Source organism: Cruoricaptor ignavus, assembly GCF_900141665.1.
Taxonomy (GTDB): domain Bacteria; phylum Bacteroidota; class Bacteroidia; order Flavobacteriales; family Weeksellaceae; genus Cruoricaptor; species Cruoricaptor ignavus.
On sequence record NZ_FQYI01000011.1, the window covers coordinates 37,433 to 56,780 of the forward strand.

Below are 19,348 nucleotides of genomic sequence, written 5' to 3' on the forward strand. Positions count from 1 at the left end.
AAGCCAAAAATAATTTAAAATGAAATACACAGAAGGAATGCTGCGCGAGGATGCGCTGGCTGGTAAAGTGGCAATAGTGACAGGGGGCGGCAGCGGCCTCGGTAAGGCAATGACGAGGTATTTTCTTCAGCTGGGGGCAAAGGTGGCTATCACTTCCCGGAATTTGGAAAAACTACAGAATACAGCCAGGGAACTCGAAGCGGAAACCGGCGGAAAAGTACTCGCCGTACAGTGCGATGTGCGCAACTGGGATGAGGTAGTGGCAATGAAAGACGCTGTGTTGGAGGAATTTGGCAAAGTGGATATCCTCCTGAACAATGCTGCGGGAAACTTTATCTCGCCGACCGAAAGACTTTCTCATTCAGCTTTTGACACGATTTTGGACATCGTGCTGAAGGGAACCAAAAACTGCACGCTAGCGCTCGGCAAGCATTGGATTGAGCAGAAAAGTCCTGCGACCGTGCTGAACATTGTGACTACTTATTCCTGGACTGGCTCAGCATATGTGGTTCCGTCAGCGTGTGCTAAGGCGGGCGTCCTTGCGATGACACGCAGCCTCGCGGTGGAGTGGGCGAAATACGGCATCCGTTTCAATGCGATAGCCCCGGGACCTTTCCCGACTAAGGGTGCCTGGGACAGACTTTTACCGGGCAACCTTCAGGAGAAATTTGATATGAGCAAAAAAGTACCTCTGCGCCGCGTGGGAGATCATCAGGAGCTTGCCAACCTTGCGGCTTTCCTCGTTTCTGATTTTTCAGCCTATATAAATGGAGAAGTGGTGACAATCGATGGTGGTGAGTGGCTTCAGGGCGCGGGCGAATTCAATATGCTGGAGCACATTCCTGCGGAGATGTGGGACGCTCTGGAAGCTCAAATCAAGGGCAGCAAGTAATTTTAAAAAGAAAAAGACCGCGGATTTTGCGGTCTTTTTTCAAATATATCAATCACATCATCAATCCTTTACTCCGTAGGCCGAAAAACCAGGCCGCTTTCCTCGAAATAATCCAGCGTGATGCGTTGGTTCTCCTCGATGTTTCCGGCGAGCAATTCTTTCGAAAGTCTGTTCAGCACTTCCTGCTGTAGCACCCGCTTCAAAGGCCTTGCGCCGAAAGCCGGATCGTAGCCCTTCTCCATAATGTAGTTCACGGCGTCTTCCGTGGCAGTCAGGATGATGCCTCTGCGTTGCAGCATTTCGTTGAAGCCGCGAAGTTGAAACTGCACGATTTTCCCGATTTCCTTCTTGTTCAGCGGCTGGAAAAGCACCACCTCATCTATCCTGTTCAGGAATTCTGGGCGAAGCGTTTGCTTCAGCAGTTCGAAAACCTCATCCTTCGTCTGCTCCACCACTTCCTGCGGAATTTCATCCGCATACTTTTGGTTTGCCTCGTCAAATCTTTCCTGAATAATGGGCGAGCCCAGGTTGGAAGTCATAATGATGATGCTGTTCTTGAAGTTCACCAAGCGGCCTTTATTGTCGGTGAGCCTGCCGTCATCCAGCACCTGCAGCAGCGTATTGAAAACATCTGGGTGCGCTTTCTCGATTTCGTCCAGAAGCACCACGGAATAAGGCCTTCTGCGCACAGCCTCCGTCAGCTGGCCGCCCTCATCGTAGCCCACATATCCAGGCGGCGCACCTACAAGCCGCGAAACCGAGTGCCTTTCCTGATATTCGCTCATATCAATCCGCGTCATATTATTTTCATCATCGAAGAGGAATTCTGCCAAAGCCTTTGCCAGCTCGGTTTTTCCGACTCCGGTAGTTCCAAGGAATAGAAAAGAGCCAATCGGCTTTTTCTCATCGCTCAATCCTGCGCGGTTTCTTCGGATGGCGTTCGCCACGGCTTCTATCGCCTTATCCTGCCCAACTACTCTTTTGTGAAGCTCGTCCTCCAGGTTCAGCAGTTTTTCGCGTTCGGTCTGCATCAGCTTCGTTACGGGGATTCCCGTCCATTTGGAAATCACTTCGGAAATATTTTCAGAAGTTACCTCCTCCTGTATCAGCTCGTTCTGCTCATTCTGCATTGCCAGCTCCAGCTGCTGTAGTTCGTCCTCTTTTTCGCGAAGTTTACCGTATTGTATTTCAGCAACTTTCGCATAATCTCCCACTCTTGAAGCGCGCTCTGCCTCAAGTTTCAGTGCCTCGATTTCTTTTTTAACATTGGTTAAATCCTCAGACTTCTGCTTTTCGCTTAACCATTTGGCATTCAGTTCATTGCGCTCTTCCTGAACCTTGGCGATGTCTTCTTTCAGATGGTCGATTTTCGTTTGATTGCCTTCCCGCGAAATTGCTGCAAGCTCGATTTCCATCTGCATTAATCTTCTGTCAAGAACATCCAGCTCCTCAGGTTTTGAGTTGATTTCCATCCGAAGTTTTGCGGAAGCCTCATCAATCAAATCGATGGCTTTGTCCGGAAGAAAACGGTCAGAAATATAGCGCTGAGACATTTCCACAGCGGCAATTATCGCCTCATCCTTGATGCGCACCTTGTGATGCGCCTCGTATTTATCCTTGATGCCGCGCAGTATGGAAATCGCCGATTCTGTATCCGGTTCTTCCACCATCACCTTTTGGAAGCGGCGTTCCAGAGCCTTATCCTTTTCAAAGTATTTCTGATATTCGTTCAGCGTTGTTGCCCCAATTGCACGAAGTTCACCTCTTGCCAAAGCAGGTTTCAGGATGTTCGCCGCATCCATCGCCCCTTCACCTCCACCAGCACCAACCAGGGTGTGGATTTCATCAATGAAAAGTATAATTTGCCCGTCGGATTTTATCACCTCGTTCACCACGGATTTCAGGCGTTCTTCAAATTCACCCTTGTATTTTGCGCCGGCAATTAGTGCACCCATATCCAGCGAGTAAAGCGTTTTATCCATCAGGTTTTCAGGCACATCGCCAGAAATTATCCGGTGTGCGATACCCTCTGCAATCGCCGTTTTTCCGACGCCTGGTTCACCGATAAGAATCGGGTTGTTCTTCGTTCTTCTCGACAAAATCTGAAGAACGCGGCGGATTTCCTCATCCCTTCCGATCACAGGGTCCAGCTTTCCATCGGCAGCCAGCTCGTTGAAATTCTTCGCATATTTGTTCAGCGATTGGTAAGTTTCCTCCGAGCTTGCAGAAGTAGCCTTCGCACCTTTGCGCAGTTCTTTGATGCCGCCTTCCAAAAGCGATTTCGTAACGCCCATATCTTTCAGCATCTTGGAAACTGGCGAATCCACATCGATGAGCGAAAGCCAGAGATGCTCGATGGTTACGAATTCATCGCCCATTTTTTTGGCAATGTTTGGCGCATCCAGCAGCACTTTGTTGGCACTTTGGCTAAGGTAAAAATTCCCGCCCTGTACTTTCGGCAAGGCCTCGATGCTTTCGCGGTTTCTGCTTCGCACAAGCTGGGCATCGGCTTCAGATTTTTTCAGAAGAAAATTGGAAATCGTTTCATCCACCTGGAAAATGCCTTCCAGGATGTGCTGTGGCTCGATGCTCTGGTTGCTGAATTCCATCGCAGTTTGCTGCGCCGCCTGGATTGCTTCCTGAGATTTTACTGTAAATTGGTTAAGATTCATATTTAAAATTCGGTGTTTAAAAATTATCAACCAGCTATCAGCAAAAAACATTCAGAAACTTAATCTCTTGAAAATTAGGACAAAATGACAGGTTTTTAAAGTGAATTGATGTGGATTAAGGAGAAAAATTACCAGTTTTATGACATATTTTTCTAGATTAGTTATCACTAAGAATTTTTCCTTCCCAAATTCAGCCACAGCAGATAGATTCCAACCAAGACATCCACGATGTTCCAGAGACTTCTGCCCAAAGCAATTTTAAAAAATGGCTGAAAGAGAAGGGTGAGAAAAATGAATATCCAAAAATGGATGTCCTTTTCCTGAGAACGGTAAAATGCAAGCATAATGAAAACCACCATCGCGAAAACCCGCAAAAGCTGGTAGTAGCCGTAAGGCAACGGTGCCAGGCAGAGAAACAGCATCGCAGCAAGTATAACCGATAAAGTTTTGAGTAAGTTGTTTGGCATATTTAATATCTTGTTGTTGTAATGTAGTAAACTACAGAGTAGTCTCCGGCAAGGTTTTCGGCGCCGGCGTAGTTATAGCCGCAGGCTTGCGCCGCCACACGGTAATTTCCGCTGCGCATGCTGAACTTCTGCTTGCTGTTCGGCGCTATTGATATCCTCAACGCGTCTGTTCCGCTGTAGAGCAGGGTGAGTTCGCAGGAGGTGTTGTTCTCCACAATCATTGTGGATACTTCCTGATCGCCGCCACGCAACGCTTCTGACTGTGGAATTTCCCCTGTATCCCCGGAACGGATGATTTCATCCACTTCCGCGCGGATGATTCTCTCCTCAATTTCCTTTTTATTCTCATAGTTCGGATTGTCGGCAAGGAATTTTTTCCACCCATCCGAAGTGTTCAGGCGCTGTGCAGTTTCGTAATCCATTAAATTTGGCGGCAAATTAACTGTTATAGGATCCGTAACTTCCAACGGAACCTGAGCAGAATCTACTTCCACAAATGCCGTATCAGCAATTACGCTGTCGGTTTCCGCGATTTCTTTTTTGAAACAGGAGGATAAGGTGCAGAATGCGGCTGAATAAATGATAAATTTTTTCATATTAATTGATTTCCGGTTGTGCTAATACGGTGTAGAAATTATCCAGGATAAAATCCAGAACAGGGTAGAAGGCTACGGAGAGTGCAATAAAAATTATGGCCGAGAGTATGGTTTTCGAAAACGGACTGTTCTCCGAATACCTGCTGCCCATCACATTGGCAAACCGCCCGGAAAACCATATCCATAAAAAACCTATCGCCATATAGATGCACGATGCCCTCAGCATTTCTGGGCTGTAGCCATATTCCGCTTTTCCGCTCGTGAAAATTTTTTGAAAATCAAAACCATACTGATCGATAACATCGTACAGATAAGATATTTTTTGAAAAAGCAGGTTCATCGTGATGCTAATGGCAATAAAAATTCCGCTCATTCTCACCAGATTTTCATAAGGCTGCCGGTTTTCATCTTTATTTTTGAACAATGTGCGCTTCGCGATACCAAAACTCACAGCAAACGCGCAGAATGCGAAGAGCATGATGGAGAGGATTTTTAAAGTATTCATAAATCGTTATTTTAATGTTAATGTCCAGTAATTCAGGTTCGTAATTTCGGGAGGTAGAACGCCGGGCGGCCATTTTGAAGTGGTTTCCCAGAGCGCATAATGCCTGCCGCCGCTGCTGTAGTTTATTCCCTGATATGGCAGTGCTACACCAAGGATGGAATGCGCATAATATTCGCTTGTAAAAATAGCAACATCATAGCCATAATGTTTCAGAATCGTGTACAGCAGCACAGTGCGGGAATCGCAGTCTCCCTGCCCCGTCGCCATAAATTCTGCGGGTGAAGTGATTCCAAATTTCTGATAAGGCACGCAGTTTTGAGGATGCTCTCGCATTACTTCCTGAATCTGTGGGGAGTACAGTTGCGGGTTGCAGCTCTGGTTTACTATGAGATGATAAGGAAAATGCTGAGCAAAACTTACAATCATCTCCGCAAACTTCCTGTCGCTGAGCTTCCGCCCGGCGCGGATTTCGTCAAACATTCGGTAAACACCCTCCAGCTTTTCATCATCATTTCTGCTGAGATTGTAATAAATATTCGGGAATGAAAGTTCTGAGCTGAGGTTGTTTTTAAAATTCCGCGAGGCATCCAGGTCACTTTTTTTAATGGAATACTCACCGGCATATTCCTCTCCGTGGTAGCCTTTCCACCTAATGTTATGAGAAATCAGCAAGTCTTCATTCTGGTTTTTATCGATGTAGGTTATCACTTTTACCAGCCGGGGTTTGCCCTGTTCTTTTGGCGGGACATAGGTCTTCGCCCTTCTGTTGAAATCTATAGTGAAAAGCGCAAACAAAAGCCCTGCGAAAAACAGCAGAAGGAAGGCGTAGAACAAATACAATACCCAGCGGAAATAGCATTTGAAAACCGTGTAAACCAGCCAGAGAAACCCGGCGAAAACGCCTGGCACGAAGCCGAAAATCAGCGATAACGAGAGGAGTGCCAAGGAATAAAGCAGATTCTTTTGGCAGGCTGAAAGCGCATTTTTTTCGGTTGGATGAACATTATCAAATTCAACTTTTCCGCCCACTTTTTTTCTTTCATCAGCCGTCTTCTCTGCTTCTTTTTTTGGTTTTGGCGGAGGTACAATATCCGGATTTTCAGTCTGTTTATTTAGATAATTTTTTCTGAAATCAATTTCTTCCCGAAAAGTATACAAGATGCCATACACATCACCTTCCACCGTCCCAAAAGCCTCGGTGTCCTCATTCTGCTGAAGCATCCGCACAAAATGAAAATTCCGGAATTCCTGCTGCTGCAGGCTGATGTCGTAATAAATTTTCTCGTTCCCGGTTTTTTCAAAATAATAAGTTTTCTCGGGAAGCTGTTCCTTCGCAATGACTATGGCTGCCGTACTTTCTGGTGGAATCTCCAGCGGTGCCCTGCTTTTTGCAAGGATTTCTACTTCCGCTTCGTAGATTTTAAATTCATAGAAGTCGTTTTTTTCGTTTGCCGTCTCTACCTTGTCTGAATGAAATTTCCCGCTGAATTTTCCGTGTACATAGTGCGGCACCGGAATTTTTTTGGTGAAAAATTCCTTGCGGTACGCTCTTCCGCTAAGCTCGTAATAAATCTCTTCCGCCATCTATTCCTCCCTGTATAATTCTGCCAGAAAATCTTTCTGAGACCTTTCCCTTATTGTCTTTTTCCGCTCTATAAGATTGAACGGCGGATCGGCATATTTCTCATAAAATTCCGGCACTGCACTGTATCTTCCGCCGATTTCTTCACGGATTGCCCTCGCTTTTTCAGGTTTTATTTTTTCCAGAATCGTCAGGTCTTTATGCAAAACAGCCAAGGCTCTGCCGTGATAAACCTGCTGATTTTCAGTAAAGATTTCGCCAAAGCGCCGTTTGAACTTCCGGTAGTTTTTCAGCACGATATCGTGCTCCGCCTGTTGCTTTACAGTATAGAAACTTTCATTTTTTCCAAAGCGAATCTGCCGAATTTGAAATTTCAGAATAATCGGCACCAGAAAAACGATCAGTGAAATAAAGGTCAGCAGTTTTGCCTGAGGCAAAGTTTCGTACACCAGCATTATCTTCCGGATATAAAAATTATTATTGTCTATCACCGTGGCTGTGCGCTGATTGCTGATGTGTTTTTGGGTAATGATTCCCCGAAGCTTTTCTGCATAGCCGTCAAACCTTTTCTGCAATAATGGATCGGAAAGATTTACGCTGATCTGGTTCTCCAGAAATTCGGCATCGCTCGCAATTTGCTGTTCGGTGATTTCGCTGAAGCTCCGCAGAATGCCTTCCTTTCTCACCTGAGAGGCCATATCCGTTTTTCCGGAAAGCAGCGCTAAATTCCTTTTCAATCGTGAAGCCTGCTGAAGATACGCCCAGTCTTTTTCTGCCTTTTCATCCACGGTGGTGGCATGGCGTGCAAGTTCTGTACTGTCTGCTTTGGAAATAAAAACGGCTGAGTTGTGAAATTCGTCGAACAATTTCTTCTCATCCAAAATTCTAAGGCTGTCCGCCGAAAGAATCATTTCCGATTTTAAATGCATTTTATAGGCATCGATCTCGGTCTGGATTTCCTTTTCAAAGAATAAAACATTCAGCGGCTGCGCCAAAATCACTGCAAACAGGATGATAAAGCCCACCCTCAGCAGTAGTGATGGTGTGAGCCATTCTCTGAAGCGTCTCGTGTTTTCCTGAAAAACGAAATTTTTCTCATTTTTTTGCTTTCTGCTCAGCATCGATTTGTCGAACAACAAGGGCGGCGAGATGGTGTATAGCAGAAGGATGTAAATGTTGGTAACCGCAAGCCCGAAAAACAAGGCTGCAGGTACGGACATCAGCTTCGATGATCCCTCGAGAATATTAATGGTAAACGCCAGTACGCTGAGGATGCAGCCTATCAAAATGAGCATTACCAGGAAACCAATGACGTTGAAATTCCGGTTGATTTTCGGCGCGTTTATCTGGGTGATGAGATTCACATCTTCCCCGGAGAGTGCGTGCAGGCCGCGGTGTGGCTTATGCAAAATGCCCATCTTTTTTATACATTTTTACTGATGTAGTCGTCCAGGTTTTCATCTATGTTCTGCATTTCGCGCTCTTTGTATTTCTGCACAGCGTATTCTGTAAGTTCCCTTTGGATCTCGCTGAGTTTTACTTTTTCGTACATCATATTTTCAGCATCGTGGTTTATTACCAAGTGCCTTTCCAAGCCCTTTTTATCCTTATAATAATCGTACTTCACTTCTATGCCGTCTCTCGCCCGGATCTCATCTTCCAGGTTATCCTTCATATAATCGTACGGCGATTTCACCAGCATCAGCTTAAAAAACACCGGGGTAAGCTCTATGGCGAGGAAGAGCAGGGTGATGAAAGTAGTGATCCAGGGAAAATGTTTCACGCCATCGATATCTGTAGACGCTACCTCATCTGCCAACTGGATTCTCCTCAGCAATCCATCCTCTGCGGCTGCTTTATTTTCCTCTCTTGCGATTTCTTCTGCCTCATTTTTTTCAAGATTTTTTAATTTTTCCTGTATTTCCATATACTCCGGGCTCTCCAGTAGCTTCTGCCTTCGTGCTTTTGTTTCATTCTGCCGCCTCTCCAGATCCCTGGCATTATTTCCATATCCTCTTCCTGCTGTATTCCTGCCCATTATTTCATTATCGATATCGATGGCCTGTTTTGTAATTAACGAGTCAAGATTTTTAATTTGGTTTTGAAGATCTTGGTTTTGCGCCATCACATCTTTCCTTTTAGTATCATAATTCTTTTTTACTTTTTCGATGGATTTTTCTTTGCTGTCCAGCTGGTATTTCGCAAGCTGCGCATCAATTTCACCTTTGAACATTCTAATTTCAATGGGCTTAGAAATTGTAATGGCGATGATGGTTCCCATAATTATCCGTGGTATGGCTCCCAAAAACTCCTGCTTCGTGATATTCTCCGTACCGTCTCCTTTTCCTGTTGCTGCCACAATAAATCTGTCTATGTTAAGGATTATTGCACCCCAGATTATTCCGAACAGAACAGATAAAATTGTGATGAGTGTAGTGGACTGTTCAGAAGGCTGCAGAACATCGGCATCTTTCGGGCTGAAGATGGTATAGAACGCGTATCCGCCTGCCAAGCCAGCCATCATACCTGTAGCCAGCACGATTCCTCCGAGGCACATATACTTTACCTGGTCGGAGTAGGTAGCCCTCTGCAGTAGGAAGCGGTCTCCTCCGGCGCAAGCCCAAAGCATTTTCTGAAACCAGGATGCCTTCGGGATCTGATAATCGAGTTCTGCTGTTTTCATAGGAAATCTGATGTTTTAAATTTTTTGAATTTAAGTTTTTCTATTTTTAATGAATTCGTTTCCAGCTGATTAGGTTGTACGAATTTAATTTTATTGAAATTAAAATCCGGAAATATCAGCGAAACTTTAGCTTCCGGCGAAAAAAGATTTAGTACCGGCATCCTGAAATGTCGCTTCAGATTTAGTTCTCTTTTGAACGAATTCAGGCTCACTTCTGAAAACTCGTCAGAGTTCAGTAAGTTTTCAAATTTTGGCTGAGGAATCTCCCGCACCGTTTTTCCAGATGCGGTATGTATCGTGATTTTATAAGGATATTTTAGTTTAGCGGCATTCAGCAGGATTACTCCATTGTAAATCTTCTTCCCAACTTGCGGAAATTCAGCATAAATTAGGTCAGGGAAATTAAAACCGAATTTTAACGACTGAATTTGCAAAGCCATCATCGAATTCTATTTCAAAAAATCCCTCAGAATTTCCATTTCGGAAGAATAAATAATAAATTCTTCGCCACAAAATAGCGCTGCGATACCCGAAGAAATCAAGAAATTGAGTAATTAAACTCCTTTTCAATTTGAAAATTTAATGCGCTAAATTTAAAAGATTTTGGACAATCAAAATCAAATTTGCAACATTGCAAAAACAAAAAAATCCCTCGACTTTTTGCCGAGGGATTTTTTATTTTAAATGAAAAAAATTTACTCTTCCGCTGCTTCTTCGTTGATGAAGTCTTCGGCAAGTTTCGTAAGCGCTACATCGGTAGCCTTCTCGTTTTCCAGGATTTCCGTTAGCAGTTTTTCCGCTTCCTTGTGGTCCATATGTTTCGCGAAAACGCGCAGCGTTCCGTAGTTTGCGATCTCGTAGTGCTCGGCTTTTTGCGCCGCCAAAATCAGGCCTGCATCCCGCGTCATCGTATCTTTCTCCGTATCTTCTATGATGCCCTTGCCCTCTTCCAAAATGCCTGCCATCGCTTCGCATTTTTTCGCAGCAGCCTTTTCACCGATGGATTCGAACACCTTCTCCAAAGTTTCGATGTGGCCCTCCGTTTCCTTCGTATGTTTCTCAAAAGCCTTCGCTAGCTCTTTGCTTGTCGCCGCCTTCTGCATTTTCGGCAGTTCTTTTACCAGTGCTTTTTCCGCCCAGTACACATCCTTCAGCTCATCCACGAAGAACTCGTGAAACTCTGAATTATCCATTTTCTTAGTTGCCATAATTTTTATTTTAATGTTGACGGAGTGATATTATCAAAATCCTCACCAATCTGCAGAAGAATTTGTTAAGTTTTTGTTAAAACAACTGGTGTTTATAAAAGAAAATTTATATTTGGAAAACTAAATCTTCGACAAAATGGAATACGAATTTATTCAAGTAGAAAATCAGGCGGAGGGTAAGATTAGAATCGCCTTCCTGAACAACCCTGAAACCTTCAACAGCCTCAATCCTAAAATGCTTATGGAGCTTGCCGATTTCGTTCAGGCAGCAAATGCAGCTGAGGAGGTGCGCTGCATCGCGATTTCCGGCAGGGGCAAGGCGTTCTGCTCGGGGCAGAATCTGCAGCTGTTTATGAGTCCCGAGCTCGCAACCAAGGAAAAGCCTGTCGTTTATGTCCTAGAGAAATATTACAATCCTCTTATTTCTGGTATTTACCATAGCAAAAAGCCGGTAGTAGCGCTGGTAAACGGCCCCGCTGTGGGCGCAGGGGCGATGCTCTCTCTGCTTTGCGACATTACACTAGCCACGGAGTCCGCATATTTTTCTCAGGCATTTGTAAATATTGGCCTCATCCCAGATACCGCGGGTACCTACTGGCTGCCGAAACTTGTGGGCAGGCAGCAGGCAAATTATCTAGCATTCACGGGGAAGAAAATTTCCTCTGCTGAAGCCAAAAACCTTGGTCTCATCTCGGATAGTTTTCCTGATAATGAATTTCAGCAAAAATCTGCAGAAGTTTTGGAAGTCATTGCTAATCAGCCAACTGCAGCTATTTCCCTGATAAAGAAAGCCTTTAACGAATCCTATACCAACGATCTGGATGCCCAGCTTGCGCTTGAGGCAGAGTATCAGCAGAAAGCCGCTGAAACGGCAGACTTCCGCGAGGGCGTACAGGCGTTTATGGAAAAAAGAAAAGCCAACTTTACCGGGAAATAATCCTTATTAAAGATGGAAAACTCAGTAAAATAAACTTAAATTTAGTCAGGGCAAAAGCCTTCTTCATTAGCTTTCTGCTAAAACTTTTTTAGTATGGAGGATTTCGTAATATCAGAAGTTGCCGGAGGCGTTTCGGTCATCACATTCGGAACGCCGAAAAGCAACTCGCTCCCCGGGCACATCCTCGAAAAACTTGCGCAAACCATCCTGGAAGAAGCGGCAAAGCCCGAAGTGAAAGCCATCCTGCTGAAATCTGCCGGCGAAAGGGCGTTCTGTGCCGGTGCAAGTTTCGATGAGCTTTTGGCGGTGCAGGATATTACCGAATCCAGGAACTTTTTTGGCGGCTTTGCGAAGGTTCTCACAGCGATGCGAACCTGCGGGAAAATCGTAGTGGTAAGGGTTCAGGGCAAGGTAACTGGTGGTGGTGTGGGCATAGCTTGTGCCGCGGATTATTGCTTTGCCACGAATGATGCATCTTTAGCTCTCACCGAAATCAATCTTGGCATCGGGCCTTTCGTCATCGGTCCTTTCGTGCAAAGGAAAATCGGCGTTTCGCAATTTACGGCTATGGCCTTGGATGCGGAATTCCGCAGCGCAGAATGGGCGATGCAGCACGGCATTTACCATTCCGTTTCGGAAAATATTCCTGAGATGGATGGGAAGATTGCGGCGTTTCTGCAGACCTTGGCCGGACGAAGCGGCGAGGCTTTATCGCTGATAAAAAAGGTGAGCTGGGAGGGCACGGCGCAATTTGACGAAATAATGCCGGAACGCACTTTTATGAGTGCATCGCTGGTATTGGAAGACGAGGCGAGGCGCAGAATTGAGAATTTGAGAGTGAAAAAATAGAAGTTCAAGAGCCAAGGCAAAAGGAAAAAGAGCCAAGTAGTTTCACATTAATTAAGCCTTAGCCTTAATCTCAACCTTTTTCCTTAGATTCCATCACAATCGTCACAGGGCCATCGTTGGTTAGGGAGACCTTCATATCGGCACCGAAAATTCCGCTCTGGATTTTCAGTCCAGATTTTGCAAGTTCACTTTTGAAATATTCAAAAAGTGGGACGGCTTTTTCCGGTCTTGCTGCCGAAATAAAACTCGGGCGGTGGCCTTTCTTGTAATCGGCAAGCAGCGTAAACTGGCTTACGCAGAGGATGTCGCCGCAAATATCTTTTACCGATAAATTCATCTTGCCGGCATCATCACTGAAAATCCGCAGGCTCAGGATTTTCTGCACGAGCCAATCGGCATCGCTTTCATCATCATCCTGATGAACGCCGATGAGCAGCAATAAGCCTTGCGAAATTTCGCCAACAATTTTGCCATCAACATTCACTGAGGCTTCCGAAACACGCTGGATGACGATTTTCATAATTCGTTGTTAAAGAGCCAAGGCAAAAGTAAAAAGAACCAAGTAATTTTAGGTTGAGGTGAAGGTTAAGGTTGAGCAAATCAATCATCAATTATCAAATCAATCGTCAATTATCACCCATCATTCAATAAACGCTTAGCGTTTTTGTGGCGGCATCGTAGGCTGTGCGGTAGGTTTTCAGCGGTTTTTTGGCGGCCTGGTTGTTGGGCTGGCCAGTCAGCAAAATCCATTCTGCGCCGTCTTTCGGGCAGCGGATTTTAATATTTTCCACAACTTGCAGGGTGGTATCATCCGCTGGGCAGATGTGCGGTGCATTGCGGTCGTAAGCGTGGAAGGCATTACCAGAATTAATGACGATGAGCCCGCGGGTTCCTGCCAGCGCAGCATCCACATAAATCCAGCCGCCTGCATTCTGCAGCTGGTAGTATGCGGGAAGGTTGAGGTTCAGCGAGATATTGACAGGAACATTCGGGAAGCAGCTAACGGTGTGCTCCCTCTCATCACAGCTGTTTAGGGTTAATAAACTGAAAATCAGCAATTTCAAGATTAAGATTTGGCGGAAGTAGTTTTTCATTTAAAATAAATTTATATCTTTGCAGAACGAATTTACACAAGCGAAAATTGTCCGGCAAGCCTCGTCGGATAATTTTTTTATTTTAAAAACAAAAAGAAGATTATGGCAAGCTATGTAACACAGGAGGGACTGGACAAGATGAAGGCCGAGCTGGAGCAGCTGGAGAGCGTAGAAAGACCGCGGATAACGCAGCAGATAGCGGAGGCAAGGGATAAGGGCGACCTATCGGAAAATGCGGAGTACGATGCGGCGAAGGAAGCGCAGGGAATGCTGGAGATGCGGATTTCTAAGCTGAAGGATGCCATTGCCACGAGTAAAGTGATCAACGAAGCGACGCTGGATACATCGAAGGTTTCAATCCTGACGACGGTAAGGCTGAAAAACTTGGCTACGAAACAGGAGCAGAAATTTACGCTGGTGCCTGATAATGAGAGCGATTTGAAGAGCGGGAAGATTTCCGTGAACACGCCGATTGCCAAAGGGCTACTGGGCAAGGCGGTAGGAGAGCAGGCGGAGATTGTGCTGCCGAACGGAAATAAGCTGGCTTTTGAAGTGCTGGAAATTTCTTTGTAGGTAAAAAGTAAAAAGTAAAAAGTAAAAAGTAAAAAGGTTGAGGCTTAGGCTGAGTTACTTGGCTCATTTTACTTTTGCCTTGGCTCTTGCATCTTGTGTCTAAAATCTTAAGTCAAAAAAATGAGTTCCGTATTTACTAAAATAGTTCAGGGTGAAATTCCGGCGTATAAAATCGCTGAGGATGATAAGCACCTGGCTTTCCTGGATGTGCAGCCCTTGGTGAAAGGGCATACCCTGGTAATACCGAAAAGGGAGGTGGATTTAATTTTCGACCTTGAAAGCGAGGAGTTCAAAAACCTGTGGGCATTTGCGCAAAAAGTGGCGAAGCAAATTCAGGCAGCAATTTCTTGCGAAAGGGTGGGGATTGCAGTGATAGGGCTGGAGGTTCCGCACGCACACATTCACCTGGTACCGCTGAATTCTATGCAGGATTTGAACTTCGGCAACGAAAGGCTGAAACTGAGCGAGGCAGAGTTCAAGGAGGTGCAGGAGAGGATTATCAGTGATAATTAATATTTATCCTAATGTTAGCCTCGACCTTAATTAATATTAATCTCAAATAAAATCTTCGATTTTCGTATTTTTGCGCGATGAATAAAAACCAATGTTCGTTCTGCGGAAGGAGTAGGAACGAAGTGCAGATGCTGATTTCCGGGCAGAATGGCTTTATTTGCGAAAACTGTGCAGAGCAGGCACACCACATCGTTCTGGAAAGTAGCACCGCTGCCAAGCCGGTAGAAACCACGGTGGATGAACTGAAAAAGCCGAAGGAAATAAAGGCCTTCCTGGATCAGTATGTCATCGGGCAGGATCAGGCGAAAAAGCAGTTGAGCATCGCCGTTTACAATCATTACAAAAGGCTGCTTCACGCCGGAAGGGAAGACCGCGAGGTAGAAATTGAGAAATCGAACATCATAATGATTGGCGAAACCGGCACGGGAAAAACGCTGCTGGCAAAAACCATCGCACGGGAACTGAATGTGCCGTTCTGCATAGTGGACGCCACGATTCTCACAGAGGCAGGCTATGTGGGTGAGGATGTGGAGAGCATACTTTCCCGGTTGCTGATGGTGGCGGATTATGATGTGGAAAAGGCGGAGAAAGGCATCGTGTTCATCGATGAGATTGACAAGATTGCGCGCAAAGCCGATAACCCGAGCATTACGCGTGATGTTTCCGGCGAGGGCGTGCAGCAAGGGCTGCTGAAACTTCTGGAGGGCAGCATCGTGAATGTGCCGCCACAAGGCGGAAGGAAGCACCCGGATCAGAAATATATCCAGGTGAATACGCAGAATATCCTGTTCATTGCTGGTGGAGCTTTCGACGGGATTTCCGAAATCATCGAGCGCAGGCTGAACAAGCAGGCGATAGGCTTCAGCGCGGAAAAACTTGCAAAAGCGGAGGATGAGGATAATTTGCTGAGCCAGATAACCGCTATAGATTTGCGGAAATTCGGGCTAATACCGGAGCTTCTGGGAAGGTTCCCAATCATCACGCATCTTGACAAGCTGACGAAGGAAACGATGATCCGGATAATGAAGGAGCCGAAAAATTCAATCGTGAATCAGTTTGTTGAACTTTTCGCGATGGATGGCATAACTCTTGAATTCACTGATGCCGCTATTGAAAAAATAGTGGAGGAAACGATGGAGAAAGGCCTTGGTGCAAGAGGACTACGCGGCACCACGGAAAAAATGCTGGAGGACTATATGTATAATATAGGAGAGCAGGATGAGATAATTTTAAGTTAATTTTTCTTAACATTGCTTCTTCATATAAAAATATCAAAAAAAAAATATAAATTTGCAGCAAGGAAATACACCTTTAAAATATGAGAAAAAAAATACTTTCGGTAGCTTTGGTTGCCGCAGCATTTTCTGCTAAGGCCCAATTTATATCATATGTTGGAAATAATGCATCTTTTTCCATTGGTAAAGGTGCGCTAGTCTATAACGGTGGCGGTATGAAAACCGTAGGAAGCGGAAAAGTGGTGAACCGGGGTAATATAATGCTTGTAGGTGATGCCAATTCCAAATTGCAAACTGTTGCGACAGATGGCGGTGAAAAGACAGATGGTGGAAACATCATTATGAAACTTAATGATGCTGCCAATTTTGCTTCGTCAACATATGGGCAACTTTATATCTCTGGAATTCCACAGGCTAATATTACTGCTATCGTGGATAAGGAATATGCCGCTACGAAGAATGGCACAATGCAGCAGATGTCGATCCCTTTTAAGGGAAAAACCATCTCTTCTCTTGCGACGGAACTTGGTAATACTGGGGGGTTTTCTAATGTAAGAAATACTAATGCAATAGGTTATTGGGAAAATGAGCGCGTTGTAATGCATAATCTTCCTGGTACAGCTAAGTCGAATGATAATGCGTCGAAAGATAATAGAGCGAGTCTTTATGATAATGCGCTGCGCTATTACGCAATTGGTACAGCGAATTGGAACCCAGAAAAAGTTAATACTGTAAAGGGTGTTCCATTTTCAGATGTTACTGAGATGAAGGTGGGATTAACTGGTGCTGGTGCTGGTATTGATTTTGGAGCGAACGGTGCGGCTCGTAATATGTACAACGAAAGGTACAATACTTACCTTCAGGATAATTTTGAAACAGGAACGGTTTTTACTGGTAATTTTGGAAAAAATATATATCAATTTGGTAATCCTTTCCTTACGAATCTGAACCTTAGCAAGCTTAACCCCACAACTGTTTCTAACATTCACGGTATTAGATATGAAGCTACTGGTGTGACGACTACAGGGAGAGGCAGTACCAAATCGAGTGACTTCAAGTATTTGATGTATGAGGCCAGTGGCACTGCTGTTGGTGATACGCAGGATGCTTACATAAAGCCTATGGGCACTGTAGTTATCAAACTTAAAAATGCAAATGCTACCCCTGAAATAAATTTTAATAATTTAAGAAGGTTTGCTTATTCGTTTACGGCTGGAGATGCTGGCGTTACTTCAAGAAACGGTAACTCTGTAAAGCAATTAAGGGTTATTGGTCTTAATAGCAATGGTGAAGAAGTTGCAAGAACTTATTTCGTGGTTTCATCAAATCTCGTAACTGGTATCAATACGGACCTTAATAATGTTCAAGTAGCAGCATTCAGTGAAAACCTTTATACTATAGAGGAAACTGCGGAAGGCAATATTCGTGACGATGCTGAATGGCTATATATTAACCAAGCTAACGAAATTGATTATCAGGGTAAGCCAATCCTGATGATGGCTAAAATTGATAAAATCGCGAGTTACAAATTTGAGCTTGAAGAAAATGCACAGAAGGCGGATAATTTCACTAGCGGTAAAAAGTTTTATATTAACCAAAATGGAAGAACTTTGGCCATTAGCAATGGCCTGGTGGTTCCTGCAGAAAGTGAGAAAGCAACATTATCCTATGGGGAAGTTTCTGCTATGTTGGCAACAGCAAATGAGGCAGGAAATAATGGAACGATTATTGTAAGAGATCAGTTCGCTGGAATTTATAAAGTACTTTTCGGTGCAGATTACAAGAATGCAATTATCGAGATATTTGATGCTAGTGGAAGAATAGTGAGAACATTTAATAATGTTAAAGCTTCAGGTTCTTACGATTTGAATACTGCTAATTTAGCTGAAGGAGTGTATACTGTGAAGATTACTTCAAAAGATGGCTTGTCTCACATTCAAAAAATTATCATAGAAAATTAAGAAGATGAAAAAGTATATTTTAACTTGCTTGATGGTTTTACTTTCTGTAGTAGCCTTCGCTGAAGAACCCCCTATGCCAAGCGAAACTGGCCGGCCTGGTGGTGTTGGTGGTGTAGGTTTTGGTGAGGTAGAGCCAGATGTTCCAATTGAGATGTATATTCCTGTATTATTAGTCGTAGCGATTTGTCTGGTCTTCTTCTATTCGAGAAAGATGACCATCTCGGCTAAGAAATAATTTTTTCCCGCGCTTTCAGCGGGATTTTTTATTTTTACGCTATGAAAAAGTTGGTTATTATTCCGCTGAGTGTAGCGTCTTTCGTTAGTGCACAGTTCAGCGTGCAGATTTCGGCAGATGAAAGGTTTCCTGCAAAGGAAATGCTCGTCTATACAATAAACGGCTCGAAGGAAATCCTCATTGCCAAGCAACAGAAAAGCGGCAATACCTGGCAAATCAAGCATCCGCAGAAATATGTGGGTATGATGAAGGCGTATTTTCCGGAAAGCAATAGCACGCTGAATTTCGTTTCGGAAAATAAGGATGTTAAAATTTCCTTCGTTTCAGAAAACGGAAAAATCAAGGACATCAATTATCACGATGAAGCCAATCGCCTAATGAACGATGCCCAATCTCTGAACAGCCAGCAAAGCACGATACTACCGGTACTGGAGCAAATCAAGGGATATTACAACCCAAGCTCAGAATTTTATCAGGCACTGCAGAAGGAAACGCTGCGGCTGAATTCCGCAAAGGTAAGCGTGGATAAAGCGCAGCATCCTTTCGTGCATTTTTATCTCGACAATTACAACCGCTACCTCAACGAGAATTTGGTAAACACGCCAAGCCAGCAAGATTTATTGAATTTCCTTGTAAAAAGCGATGATTTGCTGGAAACTTCATTGCAGGTTCGGCCGGTTTTAGTGGCTTATCTTCAGTCCGCAGGAAATGCCAATTCGGAAAGCGCCGCGCAGAAATTGCTGGATGCTGCCGATGTTGAAAGTCCGCGCGGACAAATGCTTCTTTCCGAGCTTATCGATATTTTCGATGCCTATGGAATGTCCAACCTAAAACAGAAATTTCTGGCGCAGGCTAACGGACTGAAATGCACGATTACGGATAGGCTGGCTGCTACAATAAAGCTAAACAAGAATACGGAAATTGGCGCCATCTTCCCAGATTACAAATTCGTGCAGGCTACCAACACCAAGGCGAAAAACCTATCGGATGTGAAGGCGGATAGAAAGCTGATCATCTTCTGGTCCTCCACCTGCTCGCATTGTGAGAAAGAAGTTCCGCAGCTGATTCCGCACTATCAGGATTTTAAAAAGAAAAATTATGAAGTGGTGGCATTTTCTCTGGACACGAGCAAAACGGCGTGGGAAAACAGCATCCGTAATTTCCCTTGGATTAATGATACCGAACTTCGTGGCTGGAACAGCACTTATGGCGAAATCTACAACATCCGTGCGACGCCTACTTACTTCATCCTGGATTCCAGGAATAAAATCCTATCCAAGCCAGAACATCTGAAGGATGCCCTCGAAGATTTAGGAATCCGGTAATGCCAAAAAAGAAAGCAACTG

Annotated in this window: 20 protein-coding genes; 9 read left to right on the forward strand and 11 right to left on the reverse strand. The window is 44.5% G+C overall.

Features of this window, described 5'->3' with window-relative positions:
* Nucleotides 1–19 precede the first annotated feature (19 nt).
* Complete coding sequence (locus tag BUB43_RS10005) at nt 20–892, forward strand: SDR family oxidoreductase (RefSeq protein WP_073180721.1); 873 nt, start codon at nt 20–22, stop codon at nt 890–892.
* A gap of 68 nt (nt 893–960) precedes the next feature.
* Here the strand turns inward: BUB43_RS10005 and clpB are convergent, their stop codons facing one another.
* The 9 genes from clpB to BUB43_RS10050 form a co-directional block, all read right to left on the reverse strand.
* Nucleotides 961–3,564 carry an ATP-dependent chaperone ClpB gene (gene clpB / locus BUB43_RS10010; RefSeq protein ID WP_073180789.1) on the reverse strand — a complete coding sequence of 868 codons (2,604 nt, stop codon included), beginning with the start codon at nt 3,562–3,564 and terminating at the stop codon, nt 961–963.
* A 167-nt stretch (nt 3,565–3,731) separates the two neighbouring features.
* On the reverse strand, nt 3,732–4,031 hold the full coding sequence (locus BUB43_RS10015; protein WP_073180723.1) for a DUF6804 family protein: 300 nt from the start codon (nt 4,029–4,031) through the stop codon (nt 3,732–3,734).
* A 2-nt stretch (nt 4,032–4,033) separates the two neighbouring features.
* Complete coding sequence (locus tag BUB43_RS10020; protein ID WP_073180725.1) at nt 4,034–4,627, reverse strand: DUF6759 domain-containing protein; 594 nt, start codon at nt 4,625–4,627, stop codon at nt 4,034–4,036.
* 1 nt (nt 4,628) lies between these two features.
* Nucleotides 4,629–5,132: a hypothetical protein gene (locus BUB43_RS10025; protein WP_073180727.1), complete on the reverse strand. Its 504-nt coding sequence runs from the start codon at nt 5,130–5,132 to the stop codon at nt 4,629–4,631.
* 6 nt (nt 5,133–5,138) lie between these two features.
* On the reverse strand, nt 5,139–6,716 hold the full coding sequence (locus BUB43_RS10030; protein WP_073180729.1) for a hypothetical protein: 1,578 nt from the start codon (nt 6,714–6,716) through the stop codon (nt 5,139–5,141).
* On the reverse strand, nt 6,717–8,132 hold the full coding sequence (locus tag BUB43_RS10035) for a DUF4407 domain-containing protein (RefSeq protein ID WP_073180730.1): 1,416 nt from the start codon (nt 8,130–8,132) through the stop codon (nt 6,717–6,719).
* Between the two features lie 5 nt (nt 8,133–8,137).
* Complete coding sequence (locus BUB43_RS10040) at nt 8,138–9,397, reverse strand: DUF4407 domain-containing protein (RefSeq protein ID WP_073180732.1); 1,260 nt, start codon at nt 9,395–9,397, stop codon at nt 8,138–8,140.
* Entirely contained in the window at nt 9,394–9,840 is a 447-nt protein-coding gene (locus BUB43_RS10045) for a hypothetical protein (RefSeq protein ID WP_143154093.1), read from the reverse strand. The genes BUB43_RS10040 and BUB43_RS10045 overlap by 4 nt, the downstream gene beginning before the upstream one ends.
* Before the next feature lie 252 nt (nt 9,841–10,092).
* Nucleotides 10,093–10,605: a YciE/YciF ferroxidase family protein gene (locus BUB43_RS10050; protein WP_073180736.1), complete on the reverse strand. Its 513-nt coding sequence runs from the start codon at nt 10,603–10,605 to the stop codon at nt 10,093–10,095.
* Nucleotides 10,606–10,741: 136 nt separating this feature from the next.
* On the opposite strand from BUB43_RS10050, the gene BUB43_RS10055 reads away from it, so the two are divergent.
* Nucleotides 10,742–11,542 carry an enoyl-CoA hydratase/isomerase family protein gene (locus BUB43_RS10055; RefSeq protein ID WP_073180738.1) on the forward strand — a complete coding sequence of 267 codons (801 nt, stop codon included), beginning with the start codon at nt 10,742–10,744 and terminating at the stop codon, nt 11,540–11,542.
* A 93-nt stretch (nt 11,543–11,635) separates the two neighbouring features.
* Nucleotides 11,636–12,391 (forward strand): enoyl-CoA hydratase/isomerase family protein, encoded by a 756-nt coding sequence (locus tag BUB43_RS10060; protein ID WP_073180739.1) that lies wholly within the window; start codon nt 11,636–11,638, stop codon nt 12,389–12,391.
* Between the two features lie 70 nt (nt 12,392–12,461).
* Here BUB43_RS10060 and dtd read toward each other — a convergent pair whose 3' ends face one another.
* Together dtd and BUB43_RS10070 are read right to left on the reverse strand one after the other, a co-directional pair.
* Nucleotides 12,462–12,911: a D-aminoacyl-tRNA deacylase gene (gene dtd, locus BUB43_RS10065; RefSeq protein ID WP_073180741.1), complete on the reverse strand. Its 450-nt coding sequence runs from the start codon at nt 12,909–12,911 to the stop codon at nt 12,462–12,464.
* Between the two features lie 124 nt (nt 12,912–13,035).
* Complete coding sequence (locus tag BUB43_RS10070; protein WP_083541279.1) at nt 13,036–13,485, reverse strand: Rieske (2Fe-2S) protein; 450 nt, start codon at nt 13,483–13,485, stop codon at nt 13,036–13,038.
* Nucleotides 13,486–13,587: 102 nt separating this feature from the next.
* Between BUB43_RS10070 and greA the strand changes: the two genes are divergently transcribed.
* The 6 genes from greA (at nt 13,588) to BUB43_RS10100 (ending at nt 19,327) form a co-directional block, all read left to right on the forward strand.
* Nucleotides 13,588–14,058, forward strand: a complete 471-nt coding sequence (gene greA / locus BUB43_RS10075) for a transcription elongation factor GreA (protein ID WP_073180743.1) — start codon at nt 13,588–13,590, stop codon at nt 14,056–14,058.
* A gap of 120 nt (nt 14,059–14,178) precedes the next feature.
* Nucleotides 14,179–14,571 (forward strand): HIT family protein, encoded by a 393-nt coding sequence (locus BUB43_RS10080; protein WP_073180745.1) that lies wholly within the window; start codon nt 14,179–14,181, stop codon nt 14,569–14,571.
* Between the two features lie 77 nt (nt 14,572–14,648).
* Nucleotides 14,649–15,809 carry an ATP-dependent Clp protease ATP-binding subunit ClpX gene (gene clpX, locus BUB43_RS10085; protein WP_073180747.1) on the forward strand — a complete coding sequence of 387 codons (1,161 nt, stop codon included), beginning with the start codon at nt 14,649–14,651 and terminating at the stop codon, nt 15,807–15,809.
* Between the two features lie 80 nt (nt 15,810–15,889).
* Entirely contained in the window at nt 15,890–17,767 is a 1,878-nt protein-coding gene (locus BUB43_RS11135) for a T9SS type A sorting domain-containing protein (protein WP_073180749.1), read from the forward strand.
* A 4-nt stretch (nt 17,768–17,771) separates the two neighbouring features.
* Nucleotides 17,772–18,002 carry a hypothetical protein gene (locus BUB43_RS10095; protein WP_073180751.1) on the forward strand — a complete coding sequence of 77 codons (231 nt, stop codon included), beginning with the start codon at nt 17,772–17,774 and terminating at the stop codon, nt 18,000–18,002.
* Between the two features lie 41 nt (nt 18,003–18,043).
* A complete protein-coding gene (locus tag BUB43_RS10100; protein WP_073180753.1) occupies nt 18,044–19,327 on the forward strand; it encodes a peroxiredoxin family protein in 1,284 nt (427 codons plus the stop codon).
* Nucleotides 19,328–19,348: the final 21 nt, after the last annotated feature.